Source organism: Natronomonas gomsonensis, from assembly GCF_013391635.1.
Taxonomy (GTDB): domain Archaea; phylum Halobacteriota; class Halobacteria; order Halobacteriales; family Haloarculaceae; genus Natronomonas; species Natronomonas gomsonensis_A.
The window spans coordinates 667578-688241 of sequence record NZ_JACAWU010000002.1 but is presented as its reverse complement, the minus strand read 5'-3'; the positions used below and the strand labels follow the sequence as shown (position 1 = coordinate 688241).

General features: G+C 63.6%; 26 protein-coding genes. 11 read left to right on the top strand and 15 right to left on the bottom strand.

The window, feature by feature from the left end:
- Window positions 1–47: 47 nt before the first annotated feature.
- From purM to HWX69_RS11980, 4 genes are read right to left on the bottom strand one after another with little or no spacing between them, the layout of a single operon-like run.
- Window positions 48–1022: a phosphoribosylformylglycinamidine cyclo-ligase gene (gene purM / locus HWX69_RS11995; protein ID WP_178917336.1), complete on the bottom strand. Its 975-nt coding sequence runs from the start codon at window positions 1020–1022 to the stop codon at window positions 48–50.
- Window positions 1023–1065: 43 nt separating this feature from the next.
- Window positions 1066–2157, bottom strand: coding sequence for an ATP-binding protein (locus HWX69_RS11990; RefSeq protein ID WP_178917335.1), 1092 nt, complete (start codon window positions 2155–2157; stop codon window positions 1066–1068).
- Between the two features lie 60 nt (window positions 2158–2217).
- Window positions 2218–2865, bottom strand: a complete 648-nt coding sequence (locus HWX69_RS11985) for a zinc metalloprotease (RefSeq protein ID WP_178917334.1) — start codon at window positions 2863–2865, stop codon at window positions 2218–2220.
- Complete coding sequence (locus tag HWX69_RS11980; RefSeq protein WP_178917333.1) at window positions 2862–4364, bottom strand: TraB/GumN family protein; 1503 nt, start codon at window positions 4362–4364, stop codon at window positions 2862–2864. Before HWX69_RS11980 ends, HWX69_RS11985 begins: the two co-directional genes overlap by 4 nt.
- 120 nt (window positions 4365–4484) lie before the next feature.
- Here HWX69_RS11980 and HWX69_RS11975 point away from each other — a divergent pair, with 120 nt between their 5' ends.
- On the top strand, window positions 4485–4925 hold the full coding sequence (locus HWX69_RS11975) for an acyl-CoA thioesterase (protein ID WP_178917332.1): 441 nt from the start codon (window positions 4485–4487) through the stop codon (window positions 4923–4925).
- Here HWX69_RS11975 and HWX69_RS11970 read toward each other — a convergent pair.
- Complete coding sequence (locus HWX69_RS11970) at window positions 4922–5341, bottom strand: universal stress protein (RefSeq protein ID WP_178917331.1); 420 nt, start codon at window positions 5339–5341, stop codon at window positions 4922–4924. The two genes, HWX69_RS11975 and HWX69_RS11970, sit on opposite strands and share 4 nt — an antisense overlap.
- A gap of 104 nt (window positions 5342–5445) precedes the next feature.
- Here HWX69_RS11970 and HWX69_RS11965 point away from each other — a divergent pair, with 104 nt between their 5' ends.
- Window positions 5446–5898 (top strand): hypothetical protein, encoded by a 453-nt coding sequence (locus HWX69_RS11965; RefSeq protein WP_178917330.1) that lies wholly within the window; start codon window positions 5446–5448, stop codon window positions 5896–5898.
- Here HWX69_RS11965 and HWX69_RS11960 read toward each other — a convergent pair.
- Window positions 5895–6452, bottom strand: coding sequence for a YbhB/YbcL family Raf kinase inhibitor-like protein (locus tag HWX69_RS11960; RefSeq protein ID WP_178917329.1), 558 nt, complete (start codon window positions 6450–6452; stop codon window positions 5895–5897). The two genes, HWX69_RS11965 and HWX69_RS11960, sit on opposite strands and share 4 nt — an antisense overlap.
- A 98-nt stretch (window positions 6453–6550) precedes the next feature.
- Here HWX69_RS11960 and HWX69_RS11955 point away from each other — a divergent pair, with 98 nt between their 5' ends.
- From HWX69_RS11955 to katG, 3 genes are all read left to right on the top strand, one after another.
- Window positions 6551–6757 carry an HEWD family protein gene (locus HWX69_RS11955; protein ID WP_178917328.1) on the top strand — a complete coding sequence of 69 codons (207 nt, stop codon included), beginning with the start codon at window positions 6551–6553 and terminating at the stop codon, window positions 6755–6757.
- Complete coding sequence (gene cutA / locus HWX69_RS11950) at window positions 6757–7068, top strand: divalent-cation tolerance protein CutA (RefSeq protein WP_178917327.1); 312 nt, start codon at window positions 6757–6759, stop codon at window positions 7066–7068. The genes HWX69_RS11955 and cutA overlap by 1 nt, the downstream gene beginning before the upstream one ends.
- An 81-nt stretch (window positions 7069–7149) precedes the next feature.
- Window positions 7150–9321 (top strand): catalase/peroxidase HPI, encoded by a 2172-nt coding sequence (katG, locus tag HWX69_RS11945; protein ID WP_178917326.1) that lies wholly within the window; start codon window positions 7150–7152, stop codon window positions 9319–9321.
- A gap of 23 nt (window positions 9322–9344) precedes the next feature.
- Here katG and HWX69_RS11940 read toward each other — a convergent pair whose 3' ends face one another.
- The 7 genes from HWX69_RS11940 to HWX69_RS11910 form a co-directional block, all read right to left on the bottom strand.
- Window positions 9345–9839 (bottom strand): FlaD/FlaE family flagellar protein, encoded by a 495-nt coding sequence (locus HWX69_RS11940; RefSeq protein ID WP_178917325.1) that lies wholly within the window; start codon window positions 9837–9839, stop codon window positions 9345–9347.
- A 63-nt stretch (window positions 9840–9902) separates the two neighbouring features.
- Entirely contained in the window at window positions 9903–11624 is a 1722-nt protein-coding gene (gene flaJ / locus HWX69_RS11935; protein ID WP_178917324.1) for an archaellar assembly protein FlaJ, read from the bottom strand.
- A gap of 18 nt (window positions 11625–11642) precedes the next feature.
- The gene (locus HWX69_RS11930; RefSeq protein WP_178917323.1) at window positions 11643–13328 is read right to left on the bottom strand and encodes a type II/IV secretion system ATPase subunit; all 1686 of its coding nucleotides are present in this window, start codon (window positions 13326–13328) and stop codon (window positions 11643–11645) included.
- Window positions 13325–14065, bottom strand: a complete 741-nt coding sequence (arlH, locus tag HWX69_RS11925; RefSeq protein WP_178917322.1) for an archaellum protein ArlH — start codon at window positions 14063–14065, stop codon at window positions 13325–13327. Before arlH ends, HWX69_RS11930 begins: the two co-directional genes overlap by 4 nt.
- Window positions 14062–14526 carry an archaellum stator protein ArlG gene (gene arlG, locus HWX69_RS11920; RefSeq protein ID WP_178917321.1) on the bottom strand — a complete coding sequence of 155 codons (465 nt, stop codon included), beginning with the start codon at window positions 14524–14526 and terminating at the stop codon, window positions 14062–14064. The genes arlH and arlG overlap by 4 nt, the downstream gene beginning before the upstream one ends.
- Window positions 14527–14970, bottom strand: coding sequence for an archaellum stator protein ArlF (gene arlF / locus HWX69_RS11915; RefSeq protein WP_178917320.1), 444 nt, complete (start codon window positions 14968–14970; stop codon window positions 14527–14529).
- Window positions 14970–15893, bottom strand: a complete 924-nt coding sequence (locus tag HWX69_RS11910) for a FlaD/FlaE family flagellar protein (protein ID WP_178917319.1) — start codon at window positions 15891–15893, stop codon at window positions 14970–14972. The genes arlF and HWX69_RS11910 overlap by 1 nt, the downstream gene beginning before the upstream one ends.
- A 223-nt stretch (window positions 15894–16116) precedes the next feature.
- Here HWX69_RS11910 and HWX69_RS11905 point away from each other — a divergent pair, with 223 nt between their 5' ends.
- From HWX69_RS11905 to HWX69_RS11895, 3 genes are all read left to right on the top strand, one after another.
- Entirely contained in the window at window positions 16117–16710 is a 594-nt protein-coding gene (locus HWX69_RS11905) for an archaellin/type IV pilin N-terminal domain-containing protein (RefSeq protein ID WP_178917318.1), read from the top strand.
- A 3-nt stretch (window positions 16711–16713) separates the two neighbouring features.
- Window positions 16714–17292, top strand: a complete 579-nt coding sequence (locus tag HWX69_RS11900; protein ID WP_178917317.1) for an archaellin/type IV pilin N-terminal domain-containing protein — start codon at window positions 16714–16716, stop codon at window positions 17290–17292.
- 105 nt (window positions 17293–17397) lie between these two features.
- Window positions 17398–17838 carry a DUF7500 family protein gene (locus tag HWX69_RS11895; protein WP_178917316.1) on the top strand — a complete coding sequence of 147 codons (441 nt, stop codon included), beginning with the start codon at window positions 17398–17400 and terminating at the stop codon, window positions 17836–17838.
- Between the two features lie 29 nt (window positions 17839–17867).
- Here HWX69_RS11895 and HWX69_RS11890 read toward each other — a convergent pair whose 3' ends face one another.
- The gene (locus tag HWX69_RS11890; RefSeq protein ID WP_178917315.1) at window positions 17868–18332 is read right to left on the bottom strand and encodes a helix-turn-helix transcriptional regulator; all 465 of its coding nucleotides are present in this window, start codon (window positions 18330–18332) and stop codon (window positions 17868–17870) included.
- Between the two features lie 132 nt (window positions 18333–18464).
- Window positions 18465–19361, bottom strand: a complete 897-nt coding sequence (locus tag HWX69_RS11885) for an NAD-dependent epimerase/dehydratase family protein (protein ID WP_178917314.1) — start codon at window positions 19359–19361, stop codon at window positions 18465–18467.
- Between the two features lie 135 nt (window positions 19362–19496).
- On the opposite strand from HWX69_RS11885, the gene HWX69_RS11880 reads away from it, so the two are divergent.
- From HWX69_RS11880 to HWX69_RS11870, 3 genes are read left to right on the top strand one after another with little or no spacing between them, the layout of a single operon-like run.
- Window positions 19497–19655 carry a hypothetical protein gene (locus HWX69_RS11880; RefSeq protein WP_178917313.1) on the top strand — a complete coding sequence of 53 codons (159 nt, stop codon included), beginning with the start codon at window positions 19497–19499 and terminating at the stop codon, window positions 19653–19655.
- A 34-nt stretch (window positions 19656–19689) separates the two neighbouring features.
- Window positions 19690–20388, top strand: a complete 699-nt coding sequence (locus HWX69_RS11875; RefSeq protein WP_178917312.1) for a sugar phosphate nucleotidyltransferase — start codon at window positions 19690–19692, stop codon at window positions 20386–20388.
- Window positions 20385–20660, top strand: a complete 276-nt coding sequence (locus tag HWX69_RS11870) for a hypothetical protein (protein WP_178917311.1) — start codon at window positions 20385–20387, stop codon at window positions 20658–20660. Before HWX69_RS11875 ends, HWX69_RS11870 begins: the two co-directional genes overlap by 4 nt.
- Window positions 20661–20664: the final 4 nt, after the last annotated feature.

The following is a 20664-nucleotide window of genomic DNA, read 5'->3' as shown; positions in this document are numbered from 1 at the left end:
GAGCGTGGGGCAGGGTCGACCGCCACCGTCTCGCCTCGCCTGTTCGCCTACAACTCCAGACCTCGAACCTCGACGCTATCCCCGGATTCGACGCTGCCGATAACACGTGCGTCGTCGAGTTCGTCGACGACGGCGTCGGCGTCGTCATCGGGCAGCGCCGCGACGAAGCCGGTTCCCATGTTGAACGTCCGGTGCATCTCCTCGTCGCTCACGTCACCCTCCTCTTGGACGAACTCGAACACCGGCTGGGCCTCGAAGGGGTCGTCGATGGCGTAGCGGAACTCGCCCATTCGCGAGAGGTTCGTCCACCCGCCACCCGTGACGTGGGCCGCCGCGTGCGTCTCGACGGCGTGGAGCGGTTCGAGTACCTCCCGGTAGATGCGCGTCGGTTCCAGCAACACCTCGCCGACGGTTCGGTCGTCGTAGGGGAACGGGTCGGTGTACTCGTGGTTCAGCGTCGCGGCCTCGCGTGCCAGCGTCAGTCCGTTGGAGTGAATCCCCGAGGATGGAAGTCCAACGAGGGCGTCACCGGCCTGCGCCTCGCCGTCGAACAGCTCGTCCTCCGTCGCCAGTCCGGCGCAGGCGCCGGCGAGGTCCAGCCCCTTGATGACATCGGGCATCACCGCCGTCTCGCCACCGACGAGGGCGATTTCGGCGCGCTCCGCGCCCGCCGAGAGCCCCTCGCCGACTGCCTCGGAGGTGTCGTCGTCCGGAGCGTCGACCGCGAGGTAATCGACGAAGGCGACGGGCGTCACTCCCGTCGCGATGAGGTCGTTGACGTTCATCGCGATGCAGTCGATGCCGATAGTCGAGTAGTCGTCGAGGGCCTCAGCGACGAGCAGTTTCGTCCCGACGCCGTCCGTCGCGAGAGCGAGATACCGATCGCCGATGTCGACCAACCCGGCGTAGTCGCCCTCGAACTCGCCGACGGCCCCGATGAGTGCGGCGGTCGCGGCTTCGCTCGCGTCGATGTCGACGCCCGTCTCCGCGTAGGTGAGTCCCTCGTCGTTCTCGTCGGTCATATCCAATGGGCGGTCCGACCGGAGCAAAAGCGCGTCGGTTGGCTCACGCCGCTGGGAGTCGAACAGTCACGACGGTGCCGCGTGGCTCGTTGTCCTCGATGGTCACCTCACCGTTGTATCGGGACACCAGGGTTCTGACGAGATACAGCCCGAACCCTTCGCCGTCGCTGTCGGGGGTTCGGGTTCCGGGCTGGAAGTAACTCTCCCGTTTCTCCGGTGGAATGCTCGGACCGTCGTCCGAGATGCGCACGACGACTTCACCGAAGGTCCGCTCTGCGGTCACCGTCACTGTCGGCGTTCCGTCGTGATGTTCGACCGCGTTCGACAGCAAGTTCTCGAATATCGTGTCGATGAGGCTGTCGGCGTGAACCGACAGTCCGTCCTCGATGTCGGTTCGGAACGTCGCCTCCGGCGACGCCTCCGCTCTCGCCTCGACGACGCATCGCAACGTCGACGAGAGGTCCGTCGACGTGAGGTACAATCCGCCCGATAGCGACTCGGTCAGCGTCTGTGCTTCGTCGATGACCGTGTTGAGGTGTCGTGAGCGTTCGGCGATGAGTTCCGAATGGCGGGCGACGGTGTCATCGGCGGTCTCGCTTTCGACGAGGTCGGCGTACGACTGGATGACCTGGATGCTGTTCCGGACGTTGTGTCGGAGCAGCCGATTGACGAACACGAGGCCGTCGCGCTGTCGCTCGGCCGCCTCGTCCGAGGTCATCGAATCGACGGTCGAGACGCCGATGAGCAAGCCGGCGACCGACCCGGCCGTCCCCGCGAGCAACAATTCGCCCAACATCACCGTTGGGTCCATCGACTGATGCAGCGACCGCCAGCCTTGGGCGAGGGCGACGATAGCGACGATACCGGCAAACCCGAGCAGCGTCCAGAGACTTGCCCACCACCGCTTTTGACTGTCGAGTTGGGTTCGAGCGAGTCGCAGGCTCACGTAGAGAAGCGCTCCGGAAGCGACGACGACGAGCGCGAAGACGAACCCGATGACGACGGCCGTCGAGGGGACGGTGGGTCGATGCTGCCACAGGTAGAGTGCGGCAGCGACGAGCAGCGTCACTCCCAGCCCCCCAATGAGCACGACCGGGGTCGTTCTGACGACAGTCTCCCGATACGTGTAGCTCACGGGTGGAGATGCGGTGTTCCAGTATAAATACCCTCCAGCGATTTCGGCGCTTGAAGTCGGTTAGTACGGGAAGCCGACGAAAATGAACGCCCCGGCGGCGAGCAAAACCGTGCCGGCGAAGACGACCGCGAAGACGGCTTTACTCCACGAGATCACCTTTTTGCCATCTAGGGGCCCGAACGGAATCATATTGAACGCCGCGAGGACGGCGTTTATGGTCACGCCCAACTGCCCGAGTTCGCCGACGAATCCGCCGAAGAAGACGAACGGAAGGAACACGGCGACGAGGACGACGTTCGTCAGCGGGCCAGCAACCGAGACCAGTCCGTTCTGCCGTTCGGTGATTCGTCCGCGGTGATACACTGCTCCTGGCGCGGCGAAGAGGAATCCAGCGAAGGCGGCTCCGACACACAGCGCGAGCATGGCGTAGTCGGCTTTGAACGCCGCAATCTGGCCGAACCTGACCGCGACGACCTTGTGAGCCAACTCGTGGAGGAGGAACCCGACCCCGACGGTCAGCACGCTGAGCGCGAACACGCGAACGAAGAGCGGCGACGTGACGGCGCCTGCGATATCGGGGAACACCTGCCGGCCGGTCGAAACGAAGATGAACAGCGTAAACGCCAGTCCCAACGCGCCCCATGCGATAGCCAAGTCCCGAAGTTCGTCCGGGTAGAACCGAACGTCCGCGAGCGTGAGTCCGCTCATGCGACCGCCCCCGTTAGCAGGTCGACGCTGTTTCGAGCCGCCTCGAGCATCAGCCGAGCGACGCCGTCGGCGCCTTCGATTCCCGACCCGGCGAACACGTACGGCAGCAACACCGTCGCGAAGAGCACGCTCCCGACGAAGCTCCCGACGTTCGTCAGCGCGACTATCATGATGAGCCGGAACAACGGCACGTCCCTGAGGTTCCGCCAGAGGTCTCGAATCGGCGCCTCCTCGTCCGAGAGGATTTCGTTGAGCGTCGAGATGTCGCTGACGTTCACGTCGAGATACCGCAACTCGACGTAGCCGGCGAACCACCCCGGCGCGAGCAGCGGGTTGACGCTCGTCAGCCACGCGATGCCGCCGCCGACACCCGCAGAGCGCCAGTGGGCGCCCGCGAGTTTGGCGAGGCCGAATGCGAGTATTCCGTTGACGAGGAACCACGCCGCAAACAGCCGGAACAGCAACTCGCTCGAGGCACCCTCGACGCCTGTGTAGGTCGCGATAGCCAGCAGGACGAAAAAGACCAGAAAGCCAAGCGTGAACAGGTAGCCGAACAGTTTGTACAGCGAGAACCGACTGCCGGAGGTTCGGCCGGTCAACTCCGCCATCGGCGGCAACAGCGACGGGCGTTCGAGGTAGCGTTCGATGCCCTCGCGGTGTCCGGCGCCGACGATGGCGACGACGTGTTTGCCCTGGTCGCGCAACGCGACGAGTTGGTGGGCGATGTAGGCGTCCCGCTCGTCGATGAGGGCCTCCGCACCGCCCGGAGAGAATCGCCGGAACTCCTCCATCATCGCGCCGACCACGTCGGTGTCGGTCATCTGTTCGATGTCTATGTCGTCGATGTCTTCCTCCGGGACCATCCGTTCGAGGATGGCGGTCAGTACCATTCCGAAGCCGAGGCCGACCGCCAACGCGACCAAAAGCGTGTCGGCGATGCCCACGAGAATACCCGGTCCGATGCCGGCGGGCACGACGAACGGTCCCGCGAGGGCGCCCGCGAGTATCGAGACGACCAATCCGACTCCGATGCCGACGCCCATGCCGACTTCGACGGGCGTTCCGAACCCGATAGAGAGGCTTCCGACGAGCTTCAGTTTCTCCAGAAACGAGAGCCGTGCCCAGAAGCGCTGAATCGTCACCTGAATGTCCCGGTCGACGAGCGCCACGTCGATGCCTAGCGCCTCGGAGGTGTCGATTGCGGCTTTCATGTCGGCACCGGGTTCGATGTCGAGACGGTCGCCGAGACGCGCCTGTACGTAGGAGAGCATCCAGTAGGCGAGGAACTGATAGACGGTGTTGCCGCGCAACAGGTCGCCGGCGTCGAGGTCGTCGGGCGTCTCGCCTTTCATCTGGCGGTACCGCCCCTCGTCGAGTTCGATGGCGACCACGTCCGGTCGTTCCTCGTCGATGACGTCCTCGACCTCTTCGACACTCGCCTCGGAGACGTGCGCCGTCCCGACGACCTGGACGGAGCCCTCCTCGACGTCTTCGCTCATTGTCGGGTTCAGTCGGGCGAGCGGCTTACGTGTGTCGGGACGAACTCGGAGGGGTGGCTCCCGATTGGGACCCTAGGGAACCGACTGGTCTTTTCACGCCGGCCGTCCGATACACCGGCGATGACGGACCTACTGGACACGCTCATCGAGAACAGGTGGATCGTCCAACCGAACCACGCGAACAACCTCGACACCGCCCACGGGGGGAACGTGATGAAGTGGATGGACGAAGCCGGTGCGATGAGCGCGATGCACTTCTCCGGGGAGACCTGCGTGACGGCCCACATGGACGAGGTGAACTTCAAGCGCCCCATCGAGGTCGGCGACGTCGCCCTCGTCAAGTCCTACGTCTTCCGCGCCGGAACGAGCAGCATCCACATCAGGACGCGTGTGTATCGGGAGAACCCCGGGCGAGAGGAGACACAGCTCACAACCGAGTCCTACATGGTGTTCGTGGCGATAGACGACGACCGAACGACGACGACGGTGCCCGAACTGACCGTCTCCTCGGAGCGGGGCGAAGAGCTTCTGGAGGAGGCGCTCGACGACGCGCCGCGCTAGCGGACGACGGTAACGGGAACCGGCGACCGGCGGACGACCGTCTCCGCGACGCTGCCGAGGAGAATCCGGGAGACGCCGCTGCGGCCGTGGCTCCCGATGACGACGGCGTCGACCGGGTTGTCATCGACGTACTCGACGATTGCCCGTTCCGGGCGGCCGACGACGGATTCGGTCTCGAGGTCCACATCGACGCGCGCTTGTGCTTCCTCGAACAACTGTTCGGCCTCGGTTTGAGCCTCCTCGTACCACTCCTTCCAGTACCCCGGCAGTGCCGCCCCGGGGGAGGCCTCGTACCCCGCCGCGACTAAGTCCTGAACGTACAGGAGGACGATTTCGCCGTCGCCGTAGCGCTCGACCGCGTGGTCGAGCGCCTTTCGGGCCTGCTCGGCGCCGTCGTACGGAACTAGGATACGCATGTCCGGAGGTACTCCGTCACCGGTGTTAAACGTGGGTGAGCCGTGCCGTGTTCCACGTCGGGGTTCGTCGGAGGTGGTTTCATCCTCCCCGACGTACGGCCGGTATGGGACTGAACGTCGACGCGCCCGCACCGCCCGAACTGCCGGAGGTCGACACCGGCGAGTACGACGACGTGGACGTACAGGGGACAGAGTACCGCCGCGAGGAACTGGAGGAGTTACTCGCCGACGGCGCCTGGGACGATGCCTTCGATGAGTGGGCGGCACACACCGACCTCGACGCCGAGGAGTTCGCCGTCGCCAAGGAGCTCGGCCTATTCGCCGAGTTCGATTTCTTCTGGGACGACTTCGCCGACCGGGTTGGCTACCACGCCCCCGGCATCCCGGAGGACTGGCGCGAGCGGGAACTCCACCCCGAATTGAACTCCTGGGAGACGGTGTCCGGTATCAACGCGGCGCTGGCCGAGTTCGGCGACACGGTCAGCCGGACGCTGAAAGAGGAATACATCGACTGGGAGGCCGAATACGAAGCTCCCGACGACCTTCCGGACTTCTAGAACCGCTCGTAAACCGCGGTGAGGGTCGTACTGGAGCGGACCCTCCCTTCGAGGGCCTCGTCGAAGACGTCGCGGTCGGCACCGCCCTCGATGGATAGCGGTGACTCCAGGGCGTAGACGTTGAACCGGTACTCGTTTCGTCCCGGCGTCTCGTGACACGGCGAGCGGTAGCCGACGAACCCCTCGTCGTTAGTTCCCTGTCTCGCCCCCTCGACCGACTCGACGTGAGCATCGTTTGGGATGTCCGCCGGGAGTTCCAGACGACCCTCTGCCGGGAGGTTCCACAGCAACCAGATGGTGGCGGACCCGTAACTCCGGAGCCACTCACCGACGATGGCGAGTGATTCCGGGCCGTCGGGGACGCCCTCGACGACCAGCGGCGGCGAGATGCCCTTGCCATCGCAAGTGAACCGCTCGGGAATCCGGCCGTCCTCGAAGGCCGGGGCGGACAGCGTCAGGTCGTCCGGTTCGAGCGGTTCGCCACCGACGGTACAGCCGGCAACCGCCGAAAGCCCGACTGCCGGAAGCCCCGCCAGTAACTCGCGCCGTCGCATACCCGCCCTTCGTGCTCGGCGTTAATGACCCCACCGGGACGGATTCGTCACATCGTTCGAGCGGTCCCTTGATTATGTAGGGCCTCCTCCCTTCGGGTATGGCAGACGAAATCGTTCCCCCGACGGAGCGCCGCTGTGAGTTGTGCGGTCGGACCGACCGTTGGGACGCCGACACACAGAACTGGGTCATCGCCGTCGAGGACGGCGAGCGACAGGTCGGCAACAAACACTGCATCCACGAGTGGGACATCAACGGTCGGTACAACCCCGTCGAGGGCAAGCCGAACGTCGACGCCGACGCCTGATGCCGACGGTTTACATCACGGCTCCACCGGAGGCCGCCACCGAACTGGCCGAGACGCTCGTCGAGGAGCGCCTCGCGGCGTGTGTCAACCGACTCGACTGCTGCTCGACGTATCGCTGGGACGGAGATGTCGTCTCCGATGAGGAAGTCATCCTTCTCGCGAAGACGACCGACGAACAATACACCGCATTGGAGTCACGAACCGAGGAGTTACACCCATACGACGTTCCCTGCATCGAGCGGTTCGACGAGGAAGCCGTCCGGCCCTCGTTCGGCGAGTGGGTCGCCGAGAGCGTCGGTTCGGAAAAATAATCTGTCCCTTTCGAAAGGGAACCTTTCCGTTTTACAATCCAAACTTTTGTATCCGCGTTCCTCCAAGGGGTACGTACCGCGATGAACGACGACACCCCTGCCTCCGAGATGGGTTCAGGCCGAAAGTCTCCCAAGGACTGGTGGCCGAACCAGCTGGACCTGGATATTCTCGATCAGAACGCACGAAGCGTCGGCCCGATGGACGAGGACTTCGACTACGCCGAAGCGTTCGAGTCACTCGATTTCGAAGCCGTCAAACAAGACCTCGAGGAGGTGATGACGACCTCCCAAGACTGGTGGCCTGCTGATTACGGCCACTACGGTCCGCTGTTCATTCGAATGGCGTGGCACAGCGCCGGCACCTACCGCACCACGGACGGTCGCGGCGGTGCCTCCGGCGGCACACAGCGCTTTGCACCCGTCAACAGCTGGCCCGACAACGCAAACCTCGACAAGGCGCGCCGACTCCTCTGGCCCGTCAAACAGAAGTACGGCCGCAAGCTCTCGTGGGCCGACCTAATCGTCCTCGCTGGCAACGTCGCCATGGAGTCGATGGGCTTCGAGACCTACGGCTTCGCCGGCGGCCGCGAGGACGCTTGGGCGCCCGATAAGGGCGTCGACTGGGGGCCCGAAGAGGAGATGATGGCGGACAAGCGGCACGACGAAGAGGGCAACCTCGAAGGTGACCTCGCCGCCGACCACATGGGCCTCATCTACGTGAACCCCGAAGGACCGGGCGGTGAACCCGACCCCGAAGAGTCCGCGAAGTACATCCGTCAGTCCTTCGACCGAATGGCGATGAACGACGAGGAGACGGTCGCGCTGATTGCCGGCGGCCACACGTTCGGCAAGGTCCACGGTGCCGACTCCGACGACCATCTCGGTCCGGAGCCCGAAGCGGCTCCCATCGAGAATCAGGGACTCGGCTGGGAGAACGACTACGGCGAGGGCAAAGGTCCCGACACGATTACGAGCGGCATCGAGGGCCCATGGACGCAGTCGCCCACCGACTGGGACATGGACTTCCTCAACAACCTGCTCGACTACGAATGGGAACCCGAGAAGGGCCCCGGCGGTGCGTGGCAGTGGACGCCAGTCGACGAGGAACTCCACGAGTCCGCACGGGACGCCCACGACCCCTCCGAGAAGGTCACGCCCATGATGCTGACCACGGACATCGCCCTCAAGCGAGACCCGGACTACCGGGAAATCGTCGAACGCTTCCAGGAAAACCCCATGGAGTTCGGGATGACCTTCGCGAAGGCCTGGTACAAGCTCATCCACCGCGACATGGGCCCGCCGGAGCGGTTCCTCGGGCCGGAGGTTCCCGACGAGGAGATGATTTGGCAGGACCCCATCCCCGATGTCGACTACGGCCTGATTGGCGACGAGGAAACCGACGCGCTCAAAGCGGAAATTCTCGAGTCGGACCTGTCGGTCTCCCAGCTGGTCAAGACCGCCTGGGCGGCGGCGGCGACGTACCGCGACAGCGACAAGCGCGGTGGCGCCAACGGCGCACGCATCCGACTCGAACCGCAGAAGAGCTGGGAGGTAAACGAGCCCGAAGCGCTGGAGACGGTGCTGGGGACCCTCGAAGGGATCCAGGAGGAGTTCAACAGTTCCCGGTCCGACGGAACGAGAGTCTCGCTGGCCGACCTCATCGTTTTGGGTGGCAACGCGGCCGTCGAGCAGGCGGCAGCGGAGGCCGGATACGACGTGGAGGTCCCGTTCGAGCCCGGACGCACGGACGCCTCACAGGAGCAGACCGATGTCGAATCCTTCCAGGCGCTCCGACCCAAGGCAGACGGGTTCCGGAACTACATCGACGAGGAGGAAGCCGACCGCAAGGCAGAAGAGCTGCTGGTCGACAGGGCGGACCTCCTGACACTGACGGCATCCGAGATGACGGTTCTGGTCGGCGGTATGCGCACGCTGGACGCGAACTATCAGGACACGGACCTCGGCGTCTTCACCGACCAGCCGGAGACGCTGACCAACGACTTCTTCGAGAACGTGCTCGACATGAGCTACGAGTGGGAGCAGGTCTCGGAGAACGTCTACGAGCTACGCGACCGTAACACGGGCGAGGTCGAGTGGAAGGGCTCCCGCGTGGACCTCATCTTCGGTTCGAACTCGCGGCTTCGGGCCATCGCGGAGGCCTACGCGGCCGACGACGGCGAAGAGCAGTTCGTCCAGGACTTCGTCGACACCTGGAGCAAAGTGATGAAACTCGACCGCTTCGACCTCGAGTGAACTGACAGTCGGCATTTCAGACGCTATTTTTCGCCGTCGAACATGGAGTCGTCGAACGGGACGCGCCGTTCGGTGTTGCCGCCGTCGGCCACCGCATCGGTGTGTGCCGAACTGGGTTGCCACCCCGACTGGCCGTCGGGTTTCGCGCGCTGTTCGGCCATCGACGCCAACAGGAGTTCGGCTTCGAGGTCGTCGCCAGCGATGGCAGCGACGTACTCCAGCGACCGAGCGTGAGCGCCGAACGGCGTCCCGGACAGCGACGACAGCGGCCCCTCGAGAGTGCCGGGCTCGTCGTACTTCTTGTTGTGGAGTTCGTCCATTCCGAGGCCTCGGAGGTACTCCAGCAGGCCCTCGCGAGCATGCGGCGTTATCCATCCGAGTCGTTCGTAGTACTCTAAGGCGTTGAGCGCACCCGAGGTGCCGAAGGTGGTCCCGAGGTACTCCATCCACTCGATGACCGCTTTCACCCGGCCGGAGTCGGGGTCGACGGTTTCGAGGTACGGTTTCTGTGGGCTCATGACCCGGCGTACGCGTCGGATTAGCTTTAAAGAGGATACGGTTTCGAAGAGTGAGTTCTCGGCTTACGCGATGAGACCGCCGACGACGTACTCGGTGAGAACGCTGACCAGTGCCCCGACCCACGTCAGCAACACGAAGTGGAGGAACCCGGAGACGGGGTGGCCGCGGTCCATCAGCCGAACCATCAGCGACGACAGCAAGGCGTTCAGGAGGATGACGAACAACAGCAGGAACTCGATGAGGTCGATGTCGTAGAGATCGGGGTTGAACAGCATCGTCGCGATTTGACTGTCGCTTTCGGCCAGTCCCTCCGCGATGGTGAGCATCTGTCCGGCGATTTCCAGTCCGATGAATGCCGAGAAGATGGCTGCTGCGGTGATGCCGTAGACGACGCCGATGAACGTCGTCGTCGCTTGTTCGCGCTGTTCGCGAACCCGCAACACCTCGTTGAAGTTCTTCGAGATGACCTGGCCGAGCTGTTTCGGGTCGCCGCCCATCCGTCGGCCGACGACGTACATGTCGCCGAACTTCTGGATGAGATACGACCCTGACTCGACGGCGAACAGGCGCCACGACCGGGCGGTGTCGATGCGGGTGTTCAGCCGCTTGTAGAGGGCGTCGACGTTCGGCGTGAGCGCGCCGAAGTCCTTGTTCCGGAGCGTCCGGAGCACCGACGCAGTCGAGGACTGCTTGACGCTCTCGACGCTGCCGAGCGCACGGATGAAGGAGGGAAACCCCTGGTCGCGGTCCTTCACGCGCTGTTCTTCCCGACGCATCGCAAGGCCCGGAACCGCAAGCGGGGTAACACAGACACCCATCCAAATCGCCAGCGGTACGGTATCGCCAGCAAGCGGGCCGTATCCAATCGAGGAGAGCAACGCCACGGCGAGTGCGATTCCAGTTAACAGGAAGCCAACGCCGAGATACGGCCACGTTCGACGTATCGGCGAGCGCCCTTCGGCGGCGTGGAACCAAATCGGATCCTGTGGGGCGACGGTGTGGATGATGAAGAGGAACGCCCCTTGGACGAAGACGAACATGACGATGACGCCGCCGACCAGAAGCGTCGGTGGCACGGCGATAAGCAACGGTAGCACCGTCGCGAAGACGAGGACGAACGTCGTCGACAGCATCATCGAGAGGTACAACTCCTTCAGCACGTCGAGTTTCTGGAGATCCGATTCGTATCGGATGACGAACTGCTGGATGATGCTGTCCTGTTCGTCGACGAGGAACTCGCTCATGTTCTGTCCGGCGCCGACGGTGTAGGCCAACCGTTCGAAGAAGTCCTCCAGCAGTTCCGAGGGGACCTGCTTCGAACGCCGGCGGCAGGCGTCGTCGAGGCTCTGATTCCACGTATCGACCAACGCGACGACACGGCCCATCTCCTCGGCGAGGGCGCCGTACTCCTCGACGTGTGAGAGTCGGCGGAACACCTCCACGCGGTCGATGTTCGTCATCGAAAGCACCGTGATGTGTGTCAGAAACAGGTGGAATCGCTCGCGAATCTGCTTGCGCTTGCGGTCTTGGACGACCTTCGGGTAGGCGACGGCGCCGAGAAACGACAGCGCACCGAGCAGCGACAGCGGAAACGAAATAGCGAGTGGCGCGCCGGCGACAGTCGCCCCGATTGGGAGGCCAACTGCCAGCACCGTCGCCGGAAGCAACACCAACAGCGCATACCGCTCCAGCGACATCTCCATGTACCGGTAGGAGTCCGCTACCGAGAGGACGGCATCGCGCAAATCGACCTCGAAGGAGGCCTCGTCGTCAGCGGTTGCCATCGCCGTTCACCTCCCACATCAGGGTCTCGCCTCCTCGGATAGCCCAGCGATGTCGATGGGCAGTGCCTCGACGCCGTCGCGCTGGAACGTCTCGATGGCGTCGTTGACCTCGTGGTAGCCGAGGATATCGGCGTCGATGAGTCGGCGGAGGACCTCCGCACGGCGCTCCAGTTCGTCGTAAATCTTCCTCGTGTCGCGGTAGCCCAGCAGCGTCGCAATCTGCTCTTCGAGGACGTAGGAGTTGTTCTGGCCCTTGAACACCACCTCGTCGTCCCGTGGGTCCCAACCGAATGCTTCCCGTGTGACGACGCCGCCTTCGTGGTCGGAGTACCCCTCTATTTCTTGGACCGAAGTGACCCGCCGGAGGATGTCGTCGCCCTGCTTGACTCGGTTCTGGAACAGCGCCACGTCGCAGTTGTCCATGAACGTCTCGGGGACGTTGATGGGGTTCGAGGTGAAGCGCTGAATCATCGAGACGATGTCGGAGGCGTGGAACGTGATGAGGACGGGGTGGCCGGTCTGAGCGGCCTGAAACGCCATCTGCGCCTCCGCACCACGGACCTCCCCGACACAGATGTAGTCGGGTCGGGACCGCAGTGCGGCCGCCACCAAATCGAACATGTCCACGTCCGCGGAGCCGTCGCCCTGTCCTTCCCGGGTCAACAGTTGCTGCCAGTTCTCGTGTGGCGGTTTTACTTCGGCGGTGTCCTCGGCGGTGTAGATTTTGTGGTCACGCGGGATGAACGAGAACATCGAGTTCAGCGTCGTCGTCTTCCCGGAGGCCGTCTCGCCGACGACGAAGACGGTTTGTTCGTTCTCCATGCAGAGCCACAGATACGCCGCGAGTTCCGGCGAGAGCGTCCCCCACTTCGTAATCTGGAGGATGGACAGCGGCACCTCCTCGCCCTGTCGGATGGTCAGGGAGGGGCCCTTGATGGAGACGTCGTCGGAGTAGATGATGTTGATGCGCGAGCCGTTGGGCAGCGTCGAGTCGATGATCGGCTGGGAGTCGGAGACGGGGTGGTTCATCCGCTCGCCCATGTTGCGAATCCACGACTCGAACTCCCGCGGCGTCCCGAAGTCGACGGTGGTCTCCAGCATGCCGAAGGTGCCGTGGTCGACGTAGCAGTTCGAGGGACCGATGACGTGGATGTCCTCGTTTTCGGGGTCGGTCATCACGGGATCGAGGGGTCCAAGTCCCGCGATGTCCCGCTGGAGGCGATAGCGGAGTCGGTCGTACGTCCCCTCGTCGACGGTCATGCGGTCGCCGACGAACTGCTCGCGGAGTCCCGTCAGCGCCGTCGCGTCGCCGTCGACGACCAGCGTCTCCTCGATGAGCGAATCGAGGAACTCGGTAAACTCGGCGTCCGTCGACGGTGCCTGTCGGGTCACCGAGAGGTCCAACACTCGGCTTCGAAGCCGCTCGTAGCGGCGCTCGTCGGCCTCGCCGTCCAGCGCCGGTTCGATGCAGTAATACATCGTCTCGACGCCGGTGTCGCCGTAGACGTGGGCGAACACCGGTGGCTCGGTGGCGTAGATGATGTTCGGGCGCTGGGTGTCGTGTTCGTCGTCCGGTTCCTCGACGAGCAGCGGATACTCGCCGGTGCGGTCGTTGAACGCTTCCAGATGGTCGGCGAGGTGTGGGTACTCCGCTGCGTACGCTTGCAGTTCGTCGCCCATCCGGAGTGTTCCGTGGTCGCTCATGCGATGGTCCTCGATTCGATGACGACGCCGCGGCCCTGCTGAACCGCGAAGCCGATGGTGTCGTCGACGGGGTTTTTCATGCCGGCGAACCGTCGAACGACGGCTTTCTGTCTGATTTCCTGTCCGACTGTCGACGTTTCGAGTTGGAGGTACACGTCCGAGACATCCCGGAGTGGTTGGAGAGCACGGTCCGTGACCGTCGCGGGATTGACCGTCAACACGACCGTCCGGTCGTCGGCGGTCCGCTGGCGGAGCGCGCTGACGATGCGCTGCATCGCGTGGTCCTCCTCGCCGCGTTCGGTGACGGCGTCGAAGCGCGGGTCGTTTCGCAACATCGCATCGAAGCCGTCGACGACGAGAACGTCGCCGCGCCAGATGGGACTCGGCGAGAACAGTCGCGAGATGAGTCTGCGCGTGCCACGTTCGCGGCCGCCGGCCTCGACGTGGGTGTCGACGTTCGCGTGGAAAAACAGCAGGCGGTCGGCGAGCAGATGGTCGACCACGTCGTAGGACAGCGAGTTCATCTGGTCGATGTACTCACGCGCCGTGAGTTCCGTCGAGACGACGGCGGTCGAAGTGCCCTCCTCGATGAGTCCGTAGGCGATTCGTTGCGTGAGGACGCTCTTGCCGGCGCCGTCGCGGCCTTCGAGGAGACACACCGACCCCGAGGGAAGCCCGCCGCCGATGGCGTGGTTCACCCGGTCGCGGTCGGTCAGTCCGATGGAGTAGTGACTCATACGTAGAAGCGCAACACCTCCTCGTCGCCGTCGACGATGACCGTCGCCCGGTGTTCGCCGGCGTAGAGGCTCCCGTCGAGGTCGATGACGAGTTCGATTACCTCGCCCTCCTTCCACGTCTTCCCACCGTCGCTCACGACGGTGATGGCCGTCGACGACGGCACGACGTACTCGCCGTCGAACACCACGTCCACGAGGTCGGGGTCCGTCGGTAACGACCGGTCGCCGGTGTTTTTCACGAGGACGGTGACCGTGCCGTCGGTGTCGTCGTAAATCGCGTCGCTCCCGGTGTCGCTGATAATCGTAATGTCCGTGTCGAGTTGCTCCTCGACGGAGTCGCCGTGGGTGGTTATCGACTCGGAGATGCCCCCGACGCTGTCGACCATGACGCCGGAGACGCCAGCGGCGATGCCGATTGCCGCGATGAACAGGATGAGACTAGATGCGGAGAGACTCGCCATTCAGTTCACCCCCGTCACGGTCACGTTCGTTGCGACCTGGACGCCCGGCCGAGTCGCAACGTGGACGCGGTCCGGCGCCGTGGTCGTATCGTGGGTGAAGACGAGTCGCGTGCCGGGAGACCACAGCGACCGCGTGTCGTCGCTGTCAACGGTGAACGCCGGGTCGACGTACTCGCCGTCGACCAAGAGGTCAGTTTCTTCGGCGTCGAGCGTCGTCGTCCCCGTATTGTCGAGGCGGACGACGAGTCTGTCTTCGGTGTCGTTGTACACGGCGTCCACGACCTCGATTTCGGTGTTGCGTTGTTCGAGCATCCTGTCGTCTCGTTCCGTCAGTCCCTCGTGCTGTGCCTCGCCTGCGTCCTGTACCGCCGGTACGAGCGTCGCGGCGCTCACCAACAGCCCGATGAATATCACCGCCGTCGCGCCGCTCGCACTGAATCCCATTAGATGTCCATTGACGCTAACGCCCCGAGTCGTCTGACGTAGCCGTGACTGTCGGCGTGATTACCTGCCGAGAGTTCGGAGGGCTCTCCGGGGTCGACGTGGGCGTCAAGATACGGCCCACTGAGAACCGCTTCGAGCTCACGTCGGACCGACGGGGAAATCCAGCCGACGGACTCGTAGTAATCAAGCGCTTTCAGCGTGCTCGCGGGGCCGGACGCACACACGAGTTCCGAGAGCCACTCGAAGACCAGCAGGTCTGCGGCATACCCGCCCTCGATTTCGGTGAGTTCCGCGGCGGCCTCCGCTGGGACCGACGTCCGTTCCTCGGAAATTCGTCCCTCGGTGTGTTCCTTGGGGTCGAGGTCGTCGACGGCCGACTGCTCCTCGTCCCACAGGAACTCCTCGTCGTCGACGGGGTCGACGTTGGCGTCGGTTTCGCCGTCTGTCAGGTCCTCGAAGGTCACGACCTCTTCGTCGTCGGTGTGTGAGTCCTCGGTGGGCTCGATGGGTTCGGTATCTTCGACATCGTTCTCGGGCGACTCGACGACCCCGAACCCGCTTCCGGCGGTTCCGTCCTCGAAGGGGTTCGATTCGGCGGTCAACTGGTCGTACACCCCGAGCAACTGCCGGACGGTGTCGTTGACCTCCTCGATATCTTCAGAGAGTTCGGACTGTTGGCTCCGAATCGCCTTCAGCGACGACTCCGTCTGTTCGAGGCTCGACTCCAAATCGCCGACCCGGACGTCGAGGTCACGAAGTGCTCGCTCGTCGTCGTCATCGGTCTCGGCGTCCGGCTCGGGTGGGTCGGTGTCGATAGCCGACTCCTCGGGTTCGGCGTCGCTCATACTCTGTTCCCCTCCGCCGAACAGCTGTTCGAAGATGTCCATGATTCGTCTCCCGTCACCCGCGGGTGACCCGCGCATGTTCGTGGCACGCGAAGGACTACTTCATCGACCCCCTTTACCCGCCGTTCGCTATCGGACGGCGTTACGACGGGTGTATCGAGTCTCGAAACGCGGGTCGAAACGCCCTGTGAATCGTTGCCGACCTCTTTTTTATATTGGGTCTTCCGAGGCAGTAGGGGTTGTGCCCCGTTCGACCCGTGTCGGGACGGCCGGCAACGGGTCGGGACACAGGAGACAACAAATGATACCAAAACCAACGGACGACGACCGCGGTCAGGTCGGTATCGGGACATTGATTATATTCATCGCGCTCGTCCTCGTGGCGGCAGTCGCGGCGGGCGTGCTCGTACAGACCTCCGGGCTCTTGCAGTCACAGGCTGAGAGCACTGGGGAAGACGCGCAATCCGAAGTCGGCAACCAGATTTCGATTGTGAGTGCGACGGGCTCGGTCGACAGTGCTAACGAAGCGGTTGAGGAAGTCAACCTGACGGTGAAGAAGTCGGCAGGGTCGGACCCGATTGACCTCGAAGACGCGACAATCGAATACACGAGCGCTGGCGCCTCCGAGACGCTGATATACGGAGATACTTCCAACGCAACGAACTTCGCTACGACAAACATTTCCGCTAGTTCGAGTACGGTGATGACTAACTCCGGTGGACGCGTTCAGATTACGATTAACACTTCATCGCTTGAAGATGGCTCCGCTTCTTCCGGCGGCATCGTTGCGGGTGACGAGGCGACGCTTCGAATCGTCGACCAGTCCGGTGCGACGACGATTTACGGCGTCAACGTCCCCGACTCACTCGGTGAGCGAGATTACGTGAGCGTCTAATCCATGTTCGAGGAACTATCAACGGACGACGACCGTGGTCAAGTCGGTATCGGGACACTGATAATCTTCATCGCGCTCGTCCTCGTGGCGGCAGTCGCGGCGGGCGTGCTCGTACAGACCTCCGGGCTCTTGCAGTCCCAGGCCGAGAGCACGGGGGAGGACGCACAGTCCGAAGTCGGCAACCAGATTTCCGTCGTGAGTGCGACGGGGGCAGTGACGAGTGATAGTGTCAGTACAGTTAACCTGACGGTGAAGAAGTCGGCAGGGTCGGACCCGATTGACCTCGAAGATGCGACAATCGAATACACCAGTGCAGGTGCTGCAGAGACGTTGACCTACAACGGGAGTGCCGATGCTGGGAACTTCAGCACGACGAACATCTCTGCGTCATCCAAAACCGTGATGACGAACACTGGCGGGAGAATCAAGATTACGGTTGATGCTGCCGCTATCGAAGGCAATGATGGTATCGTTGCGGGTGACGAGGCGACGCTCCGAATCGTCGACCAGTCCGGTGCGACGACGATTTACGGCGTCAACGTCCCCGACTCACTCGGCGATCGAGACTACGTCTCGGTCTAACGGTCACGACCCGATTTCTTTTTAAACGAATTGCGGTCCGATTTTTTATCGAACGACATCATCACTCGTACAAACTCAGACAGAACACCTGGAATTACTAGATAAATGTCACAGGACTTGAACGACACCGACGACCCGGAGCGAGAACCGGACGACAGCCCGATGAGTGCCCGCCCCGACGAGACTCCGGAAGGCGTTCTCAGCCCTACCGAGTTGGGGCCGCCCGACGAGGTAACGGAGTTGGCGGAAAACCGGTTCGTAGTCGCTCCCGACGGCGAGTCCTCGCCGCACGTGGCTGATGAAGACACGGCCGCCGCGACCGAGAGCGACGATACGGACGAAGCGTCACTACCGAGTGGCGCCTACGCCGCGGCGGTGACGATGCGGACACCGGAAGGTACTCGGGCGACGCAGGTGTCGACGAACGACATTCGGGAGCTGTTCGATGAACTGTTGGTGTGGTACGTCGAGGGGATGGCCCCGAACGCCGACCCGGATGAAGCGCTGTCGGTTCTGGTGAGAGAGTCGTCGCTGTCGCTCGACTAAGCGCCCACCCACGGACAGAAAGAGTCGAGTTACAGTTCGTCGAGCGCCGAGTAGAACACGAACCCGAGCGCGAGGTGCTGTCGCATCGCGGTTTCGATGCGCGAGCGCGCGTCGCCGTCGTCCGAGAGGCGGTACTCCTTGGTTCGAACCAGTTCGTGCATCTCGAGGAGGTCGTCGTCTTCGAGGTCGTGGAGCCGCGGGTAGACGGTCCCCGGACTCAGTCGTGCGTCGAAGACCTGCGAGAGGTCCTCCATCAGCCCTTTGCCGTGGGTGTCCCCGTCGCGCAGCGCCACCAACACGAGGAGGAGTTCGTCGAGGGAGTTCTTGATGAGCTGCTCCTCGAACCTGAACGACTGCCCCGGGAACAGTTGGTCGGTCACCGCATCGACGACCTCTCCCGATTGACTCCCCGAGGTCTCGGCGGCTGGGTCGGCATCCGTCAATTCACGGTACAGTTGTTCGACGGAGACGCCTTGCTGGCCGTTCGCACTCATCGTCTCACCTTGGGTAGGATGACCATACTTCCGGTAATCCGGCTAGTAGTATAATTGGGGATTAGCGTTTTCACCCGCTGAAAAAGCGCTGGCCTAAACCGATTGGGTCCGTATTGGGAGTCGAACTGGCGATTAGCTCTCGTCGACGAGCGTACGGAGGCCCGCTTCGAGGTCCACGGTCGGTTCGTAGTCGAGTGCCGAACGCGCACGCTCGATGTCGGCACAGCTGTGTTGGATGTCGCCGGGACGCGGGTCGGTGTGGACGATTTCGGAGTCGCTGCCGACGGCGTCGCGAACCAGTTCGGCGAGTTCACGAATCGTGACCGACTCCCCGGTGCCGACGTTGTAAGCCCGGCCGACTGCGTCGGTTTCGGCGGCCAGCAGGTTCGCACGAACAACGTCGTCGACGTGAACGAAATCCCGGGTTTGAGTGCCGTCGCCGTTGACCGTAATCGGCTCGCCGTTGCGGGCCTGCCGGAGGAACACGGTAATCACGCCGGCGTAGTCGCCGCCGGTCTGTCCCGGGCCGTAGACGTTGAAGTACCGGAGTGCAACGGTATCGAGGCCGTAGAGGTCCTCGTACAGTCGGGCGTACTGGTCGGAAGCGACTTTGTCGAGGCCGTACGGAGAGGTCGGTTCGAGCCGCTGCCCTTCGTCGACCGGGGTCTCCTCGGGGTCGCCGTACACCGCGGCGCTGGAGGCGATGACGACCCGCGCGTCGTGCTTTCGGGCGGCCTCCAAGACGTTGAGCGTCCCCGTCGCGTTGATGGCGTGGCTCTCCGTCGGCCGTTCGACCGATTCGGCGACGCTGACGAGTGCGGCCTCGTGGAACACCACATCGACGCCTTCGACGGCGTCCTCGACGGTCGCTTCGTCGCGGATGTCCCCCTGGATAGCTGTCACCCCGTTGGGGTGGTCGCCTGCGACGGTGTCGAGAACCGCCACGTCGTTGTCTGCCGACAGCGCATCGACGATGTGGCCGCCGATGAACCCCGACCCGCCAGTGACGAGAACCGATTTGTCTTCCATCGTCCGAAATGAACGGCGTCCGAGGTGTTAATACGACCGGTGGTGTCGACGACGGCATCGCGACGCCGTCCCACACTTTCACTTTCACTCCGGACTAGGCTGGCCCCTTTATTGCTATCGCCGGTAGGAATCGGTATGTCCACGAACACCCAGACGACGACCGAAGCGACTCACAACGGCGTCTTGGAGGTCAGCGACCTGTCGGCGACGCGGGTCCAGCGGTACGCCCGCGAGGCCGACGACGTGTACTTCGAACGGAAGGGCGGTCGGACGTTCCTCGTCGCCGAACGGTAGACGGGCTTTTTTCGGCGGGGACCCAACGGCCAGTATGCAAGGCGTCGTCCCCGCCGCCGGCCGCGGCACGCGGCTCCGTCCGCACACCGACGACCGACCCAAGGCGCTCGTCGATGTGGGTGGAAAACCCCTACTCGCACACGGTTTCGAGACGTTGGCCCCGCACGTCGATGAGTTCGTGGTCGTCGTCGGCTACCTCGGCGACCGGATTCGGGAGCACTACGGTTCGGGGTATCGCGGAACGCCGATAACGTACGTCGACCAACCGGAACGGGACGGCCTCGCCGACGCGGTTCTGCGGGCCGAACCGGCGGTCGATGGCCCGTTTCTCCAGTTGAACGGCGACAACGTGCTTCGCGGCAACGTCGGCGATGTCGCCCGACGGCATCGTGAGACGAAAGCGGACGCAACGTTGCTCGTCGACCGCGTTTCTCCTGACAGAGCGCGTCGCGGCGGCGTACTCGAACTCGAAGACGACGAACTGGTCGGTATCGTCGAAAAACCGGACGACCCGCCGTCGTGGCTCGCGACGACCGGGTGTTTCGCGTTTTCCGAGCGCGTTTTCGACGCCTGTCGCGCAATCGAGCCGTCGGAGCGAGGCGAGTTCGAACTCGCCGACGCCATCGAGTGGCTACTGGACTACGGCAGTCGCGTCGAAACCGTCCGTCTCGACGGCTGGCGCGTCAACGTCAATACGGCCGAGAACATCGAACGAGCGGAGGCGTCCCTGTGAGCGACACTACCGACCCCACGGCGCTGTACGAACACCTCGCCGCCACGGCGGAACTCCCCGTCGACCGAAGCGCCAGCCGACTTCTCGGCGAAGCAGAGGCCGTCGCCGACGACCTACGGGACTGCGAACCGGCAGTACAACGCCAACGTGCGGCGGTAGTCGTCGAACTACTCGAAAAGATCGAGGAGACGGGCCACTCGGAAGCGGACGAACACCTGGAGTGCGCACGGACCCTCGCTTCCGATTTGGCCGACGACAGCGACGGTCGCTGAAACG

Bases quoted from the DNA above. Each gene is read 5' to 3' on its own strand.
- flaJ (WP_178917324.1), bottom strand. From the start codon at position 11,624: ATGGCAACCGCTGACGACGAGGCCTCCTTCGAGGTCGATTTGCGCGAT.
- HWX69_RS11955 (WP_178917328.1), top strand. From the start codon at position 6,551: ATGGCAGACGAAATCGTTCCCCCGACGGAGCGCCGCTGTGAGTTGTGC.
- HWX69_RS11875 (WP_178917312.1), top strand. From the start codon at position 19,690: ATGCAAGGCGTCGTCCCCGCCGCCGGCCGCGGCACGCGGCTCCGTCCG.
- arlF (WP_178917320.1), bottom strand. From the start codon at position 14,970: ATGGGATTCAGTGCGAGCGGCGCGACGGCGGTGATATTCATCGGGCTG.
- HWX69_RS11905 (WP_178917318.1), top strand. From the start codon at position 16,117: ATGATACCAAAACCAACGGACGACGACCGCGGTCAGGTCGGTATCGGG.
- HWX69_RS11985 (WP_178917334.1), bottom strand. From the start codon at position 2,865: ATGAGCGGACTCACGCTCGCGGACGTTCGGTTCTACCCGGACGAACTT.
- HWX69_RS11980 (WP_178917333.1), bottom strand. From the start codon at position 4,364: ATGAGCGAAGACGTCGAGGAGGGCTCCGTCCAGGTCGTCGGGACGGCG.
- katG (WP_178917326.1), top strand. From the start codon at position 7,150: ATGAACGACGACACCCCTGCCTCCGAGATGGGTTCAGGCCGAAAGTCT.
- arlH (WP_178917322.1), bottom strand. From the start codon at position 14,065: ATGAGTCACTACTCCATCGGACTGACCGACCGCGACCGGGTGAACCAC.
- HWX69_RS11975 (WP_178917332.1), top strand. From the start codon at position 4,485: ATGACGGACCTACTGGACACGCTCATCGAGAACAGGTGGATCGTCCAA.
- HWX69_RS11930 (WP_178917323.1), bottom strand. From the start codon at position 13,328: ATGAGCGACCACGGAACACTCCGGATGGGCGACGAACTGCAAGCGTAC.
- HWX69_RS11960 (WP_178917329.1), bottom strand. From the start codon at position 6,452: ATGCGACGGCGCGAGTTACTGGCGGGGCTTCCGGCAGTCGGGCTTTCG.
- HWX69_RS11970 (WP_178917331.1), bottom strand. From the start codon at position 5,341: ATGCGTATCCTAGTTCCGTACGACGGCGCCGAGCAGGCCCGAAAGGCG.
- HWX69_RS11880 (WP_178917313.1), top strand. From the start codon at position 19,497: ATGTCCACGAACACCCAGACGACGACCGAAGCGACTCACAACGGCGTC.
- purM (WP_178917336.1), bottom strand. From the start codon at position 1,022: ATGACCGACGAGAACGACGAGGGACTCACCTACGCGGAGACGGGCGTC.
- HWX69_RS11910 (WP_178917319.1), bottom strand. From the start codon at position 15,893: ATGCGCGGGTCACCCGCGGGTGACGGGAGACGAATCATGGACATCTTC.
- HWX69_RS11940 (WP_178917325.1), bottom strand. From the start codon at position 9,839: ATGAGCCCACAGAAACCGTACCTCGAAACCGTCGACCCCGACTCCGGC.
- HWX69_RS11900 (WP_178917317.1), top strand. From the start codon at position 16,714: ATGTTCGAGGAACTATCAACGGACGACGACCGTGGTCAAGTCGGTATC.
- HWX69_RS11890 (WP_178917315.1), bottom strand. From the start codon at position 18,332: ATGAGTGCGAACGGCCAGCAAGGCGTCTCCGTCGAACAACTGTACCGT.
- HWX69_RS11895 (WP_178917316.1), top strand. From the start codon at position 17,398: ATGTCACAGGACTTGAACGACACCGACGACCCGGAGCGAGAACCGGAC.
- cutA (WP_178917327.1), top strand. From the start codon at position 6,757: ATGCCGACGGTTTACATCACGGCTCCACCGGAGGCCGCCACCGAACTG.
- HWX69_RS11885 (WP_178917314.1), bottom strand. From the start codon at position 19,361: ATGGAAGACAAATCGGTTCTCGTCACTGGCGGGTCGGGGTTCATCGGC.
- HWX69_RS11965 (WP_178917330.1), top strand. From the start codon at position 5,446: ATGGGACTGAACGTCGACGCGCCCGCACCGCCCGAACTGCCGGAGGTC.
- arlG (WP_178917321.1), bottom strand. From the start codon at position 14,526: ATGGCGAGTCTCTCCGCATCTAGTCTCATCCTGTTCATCGCGGCAATC.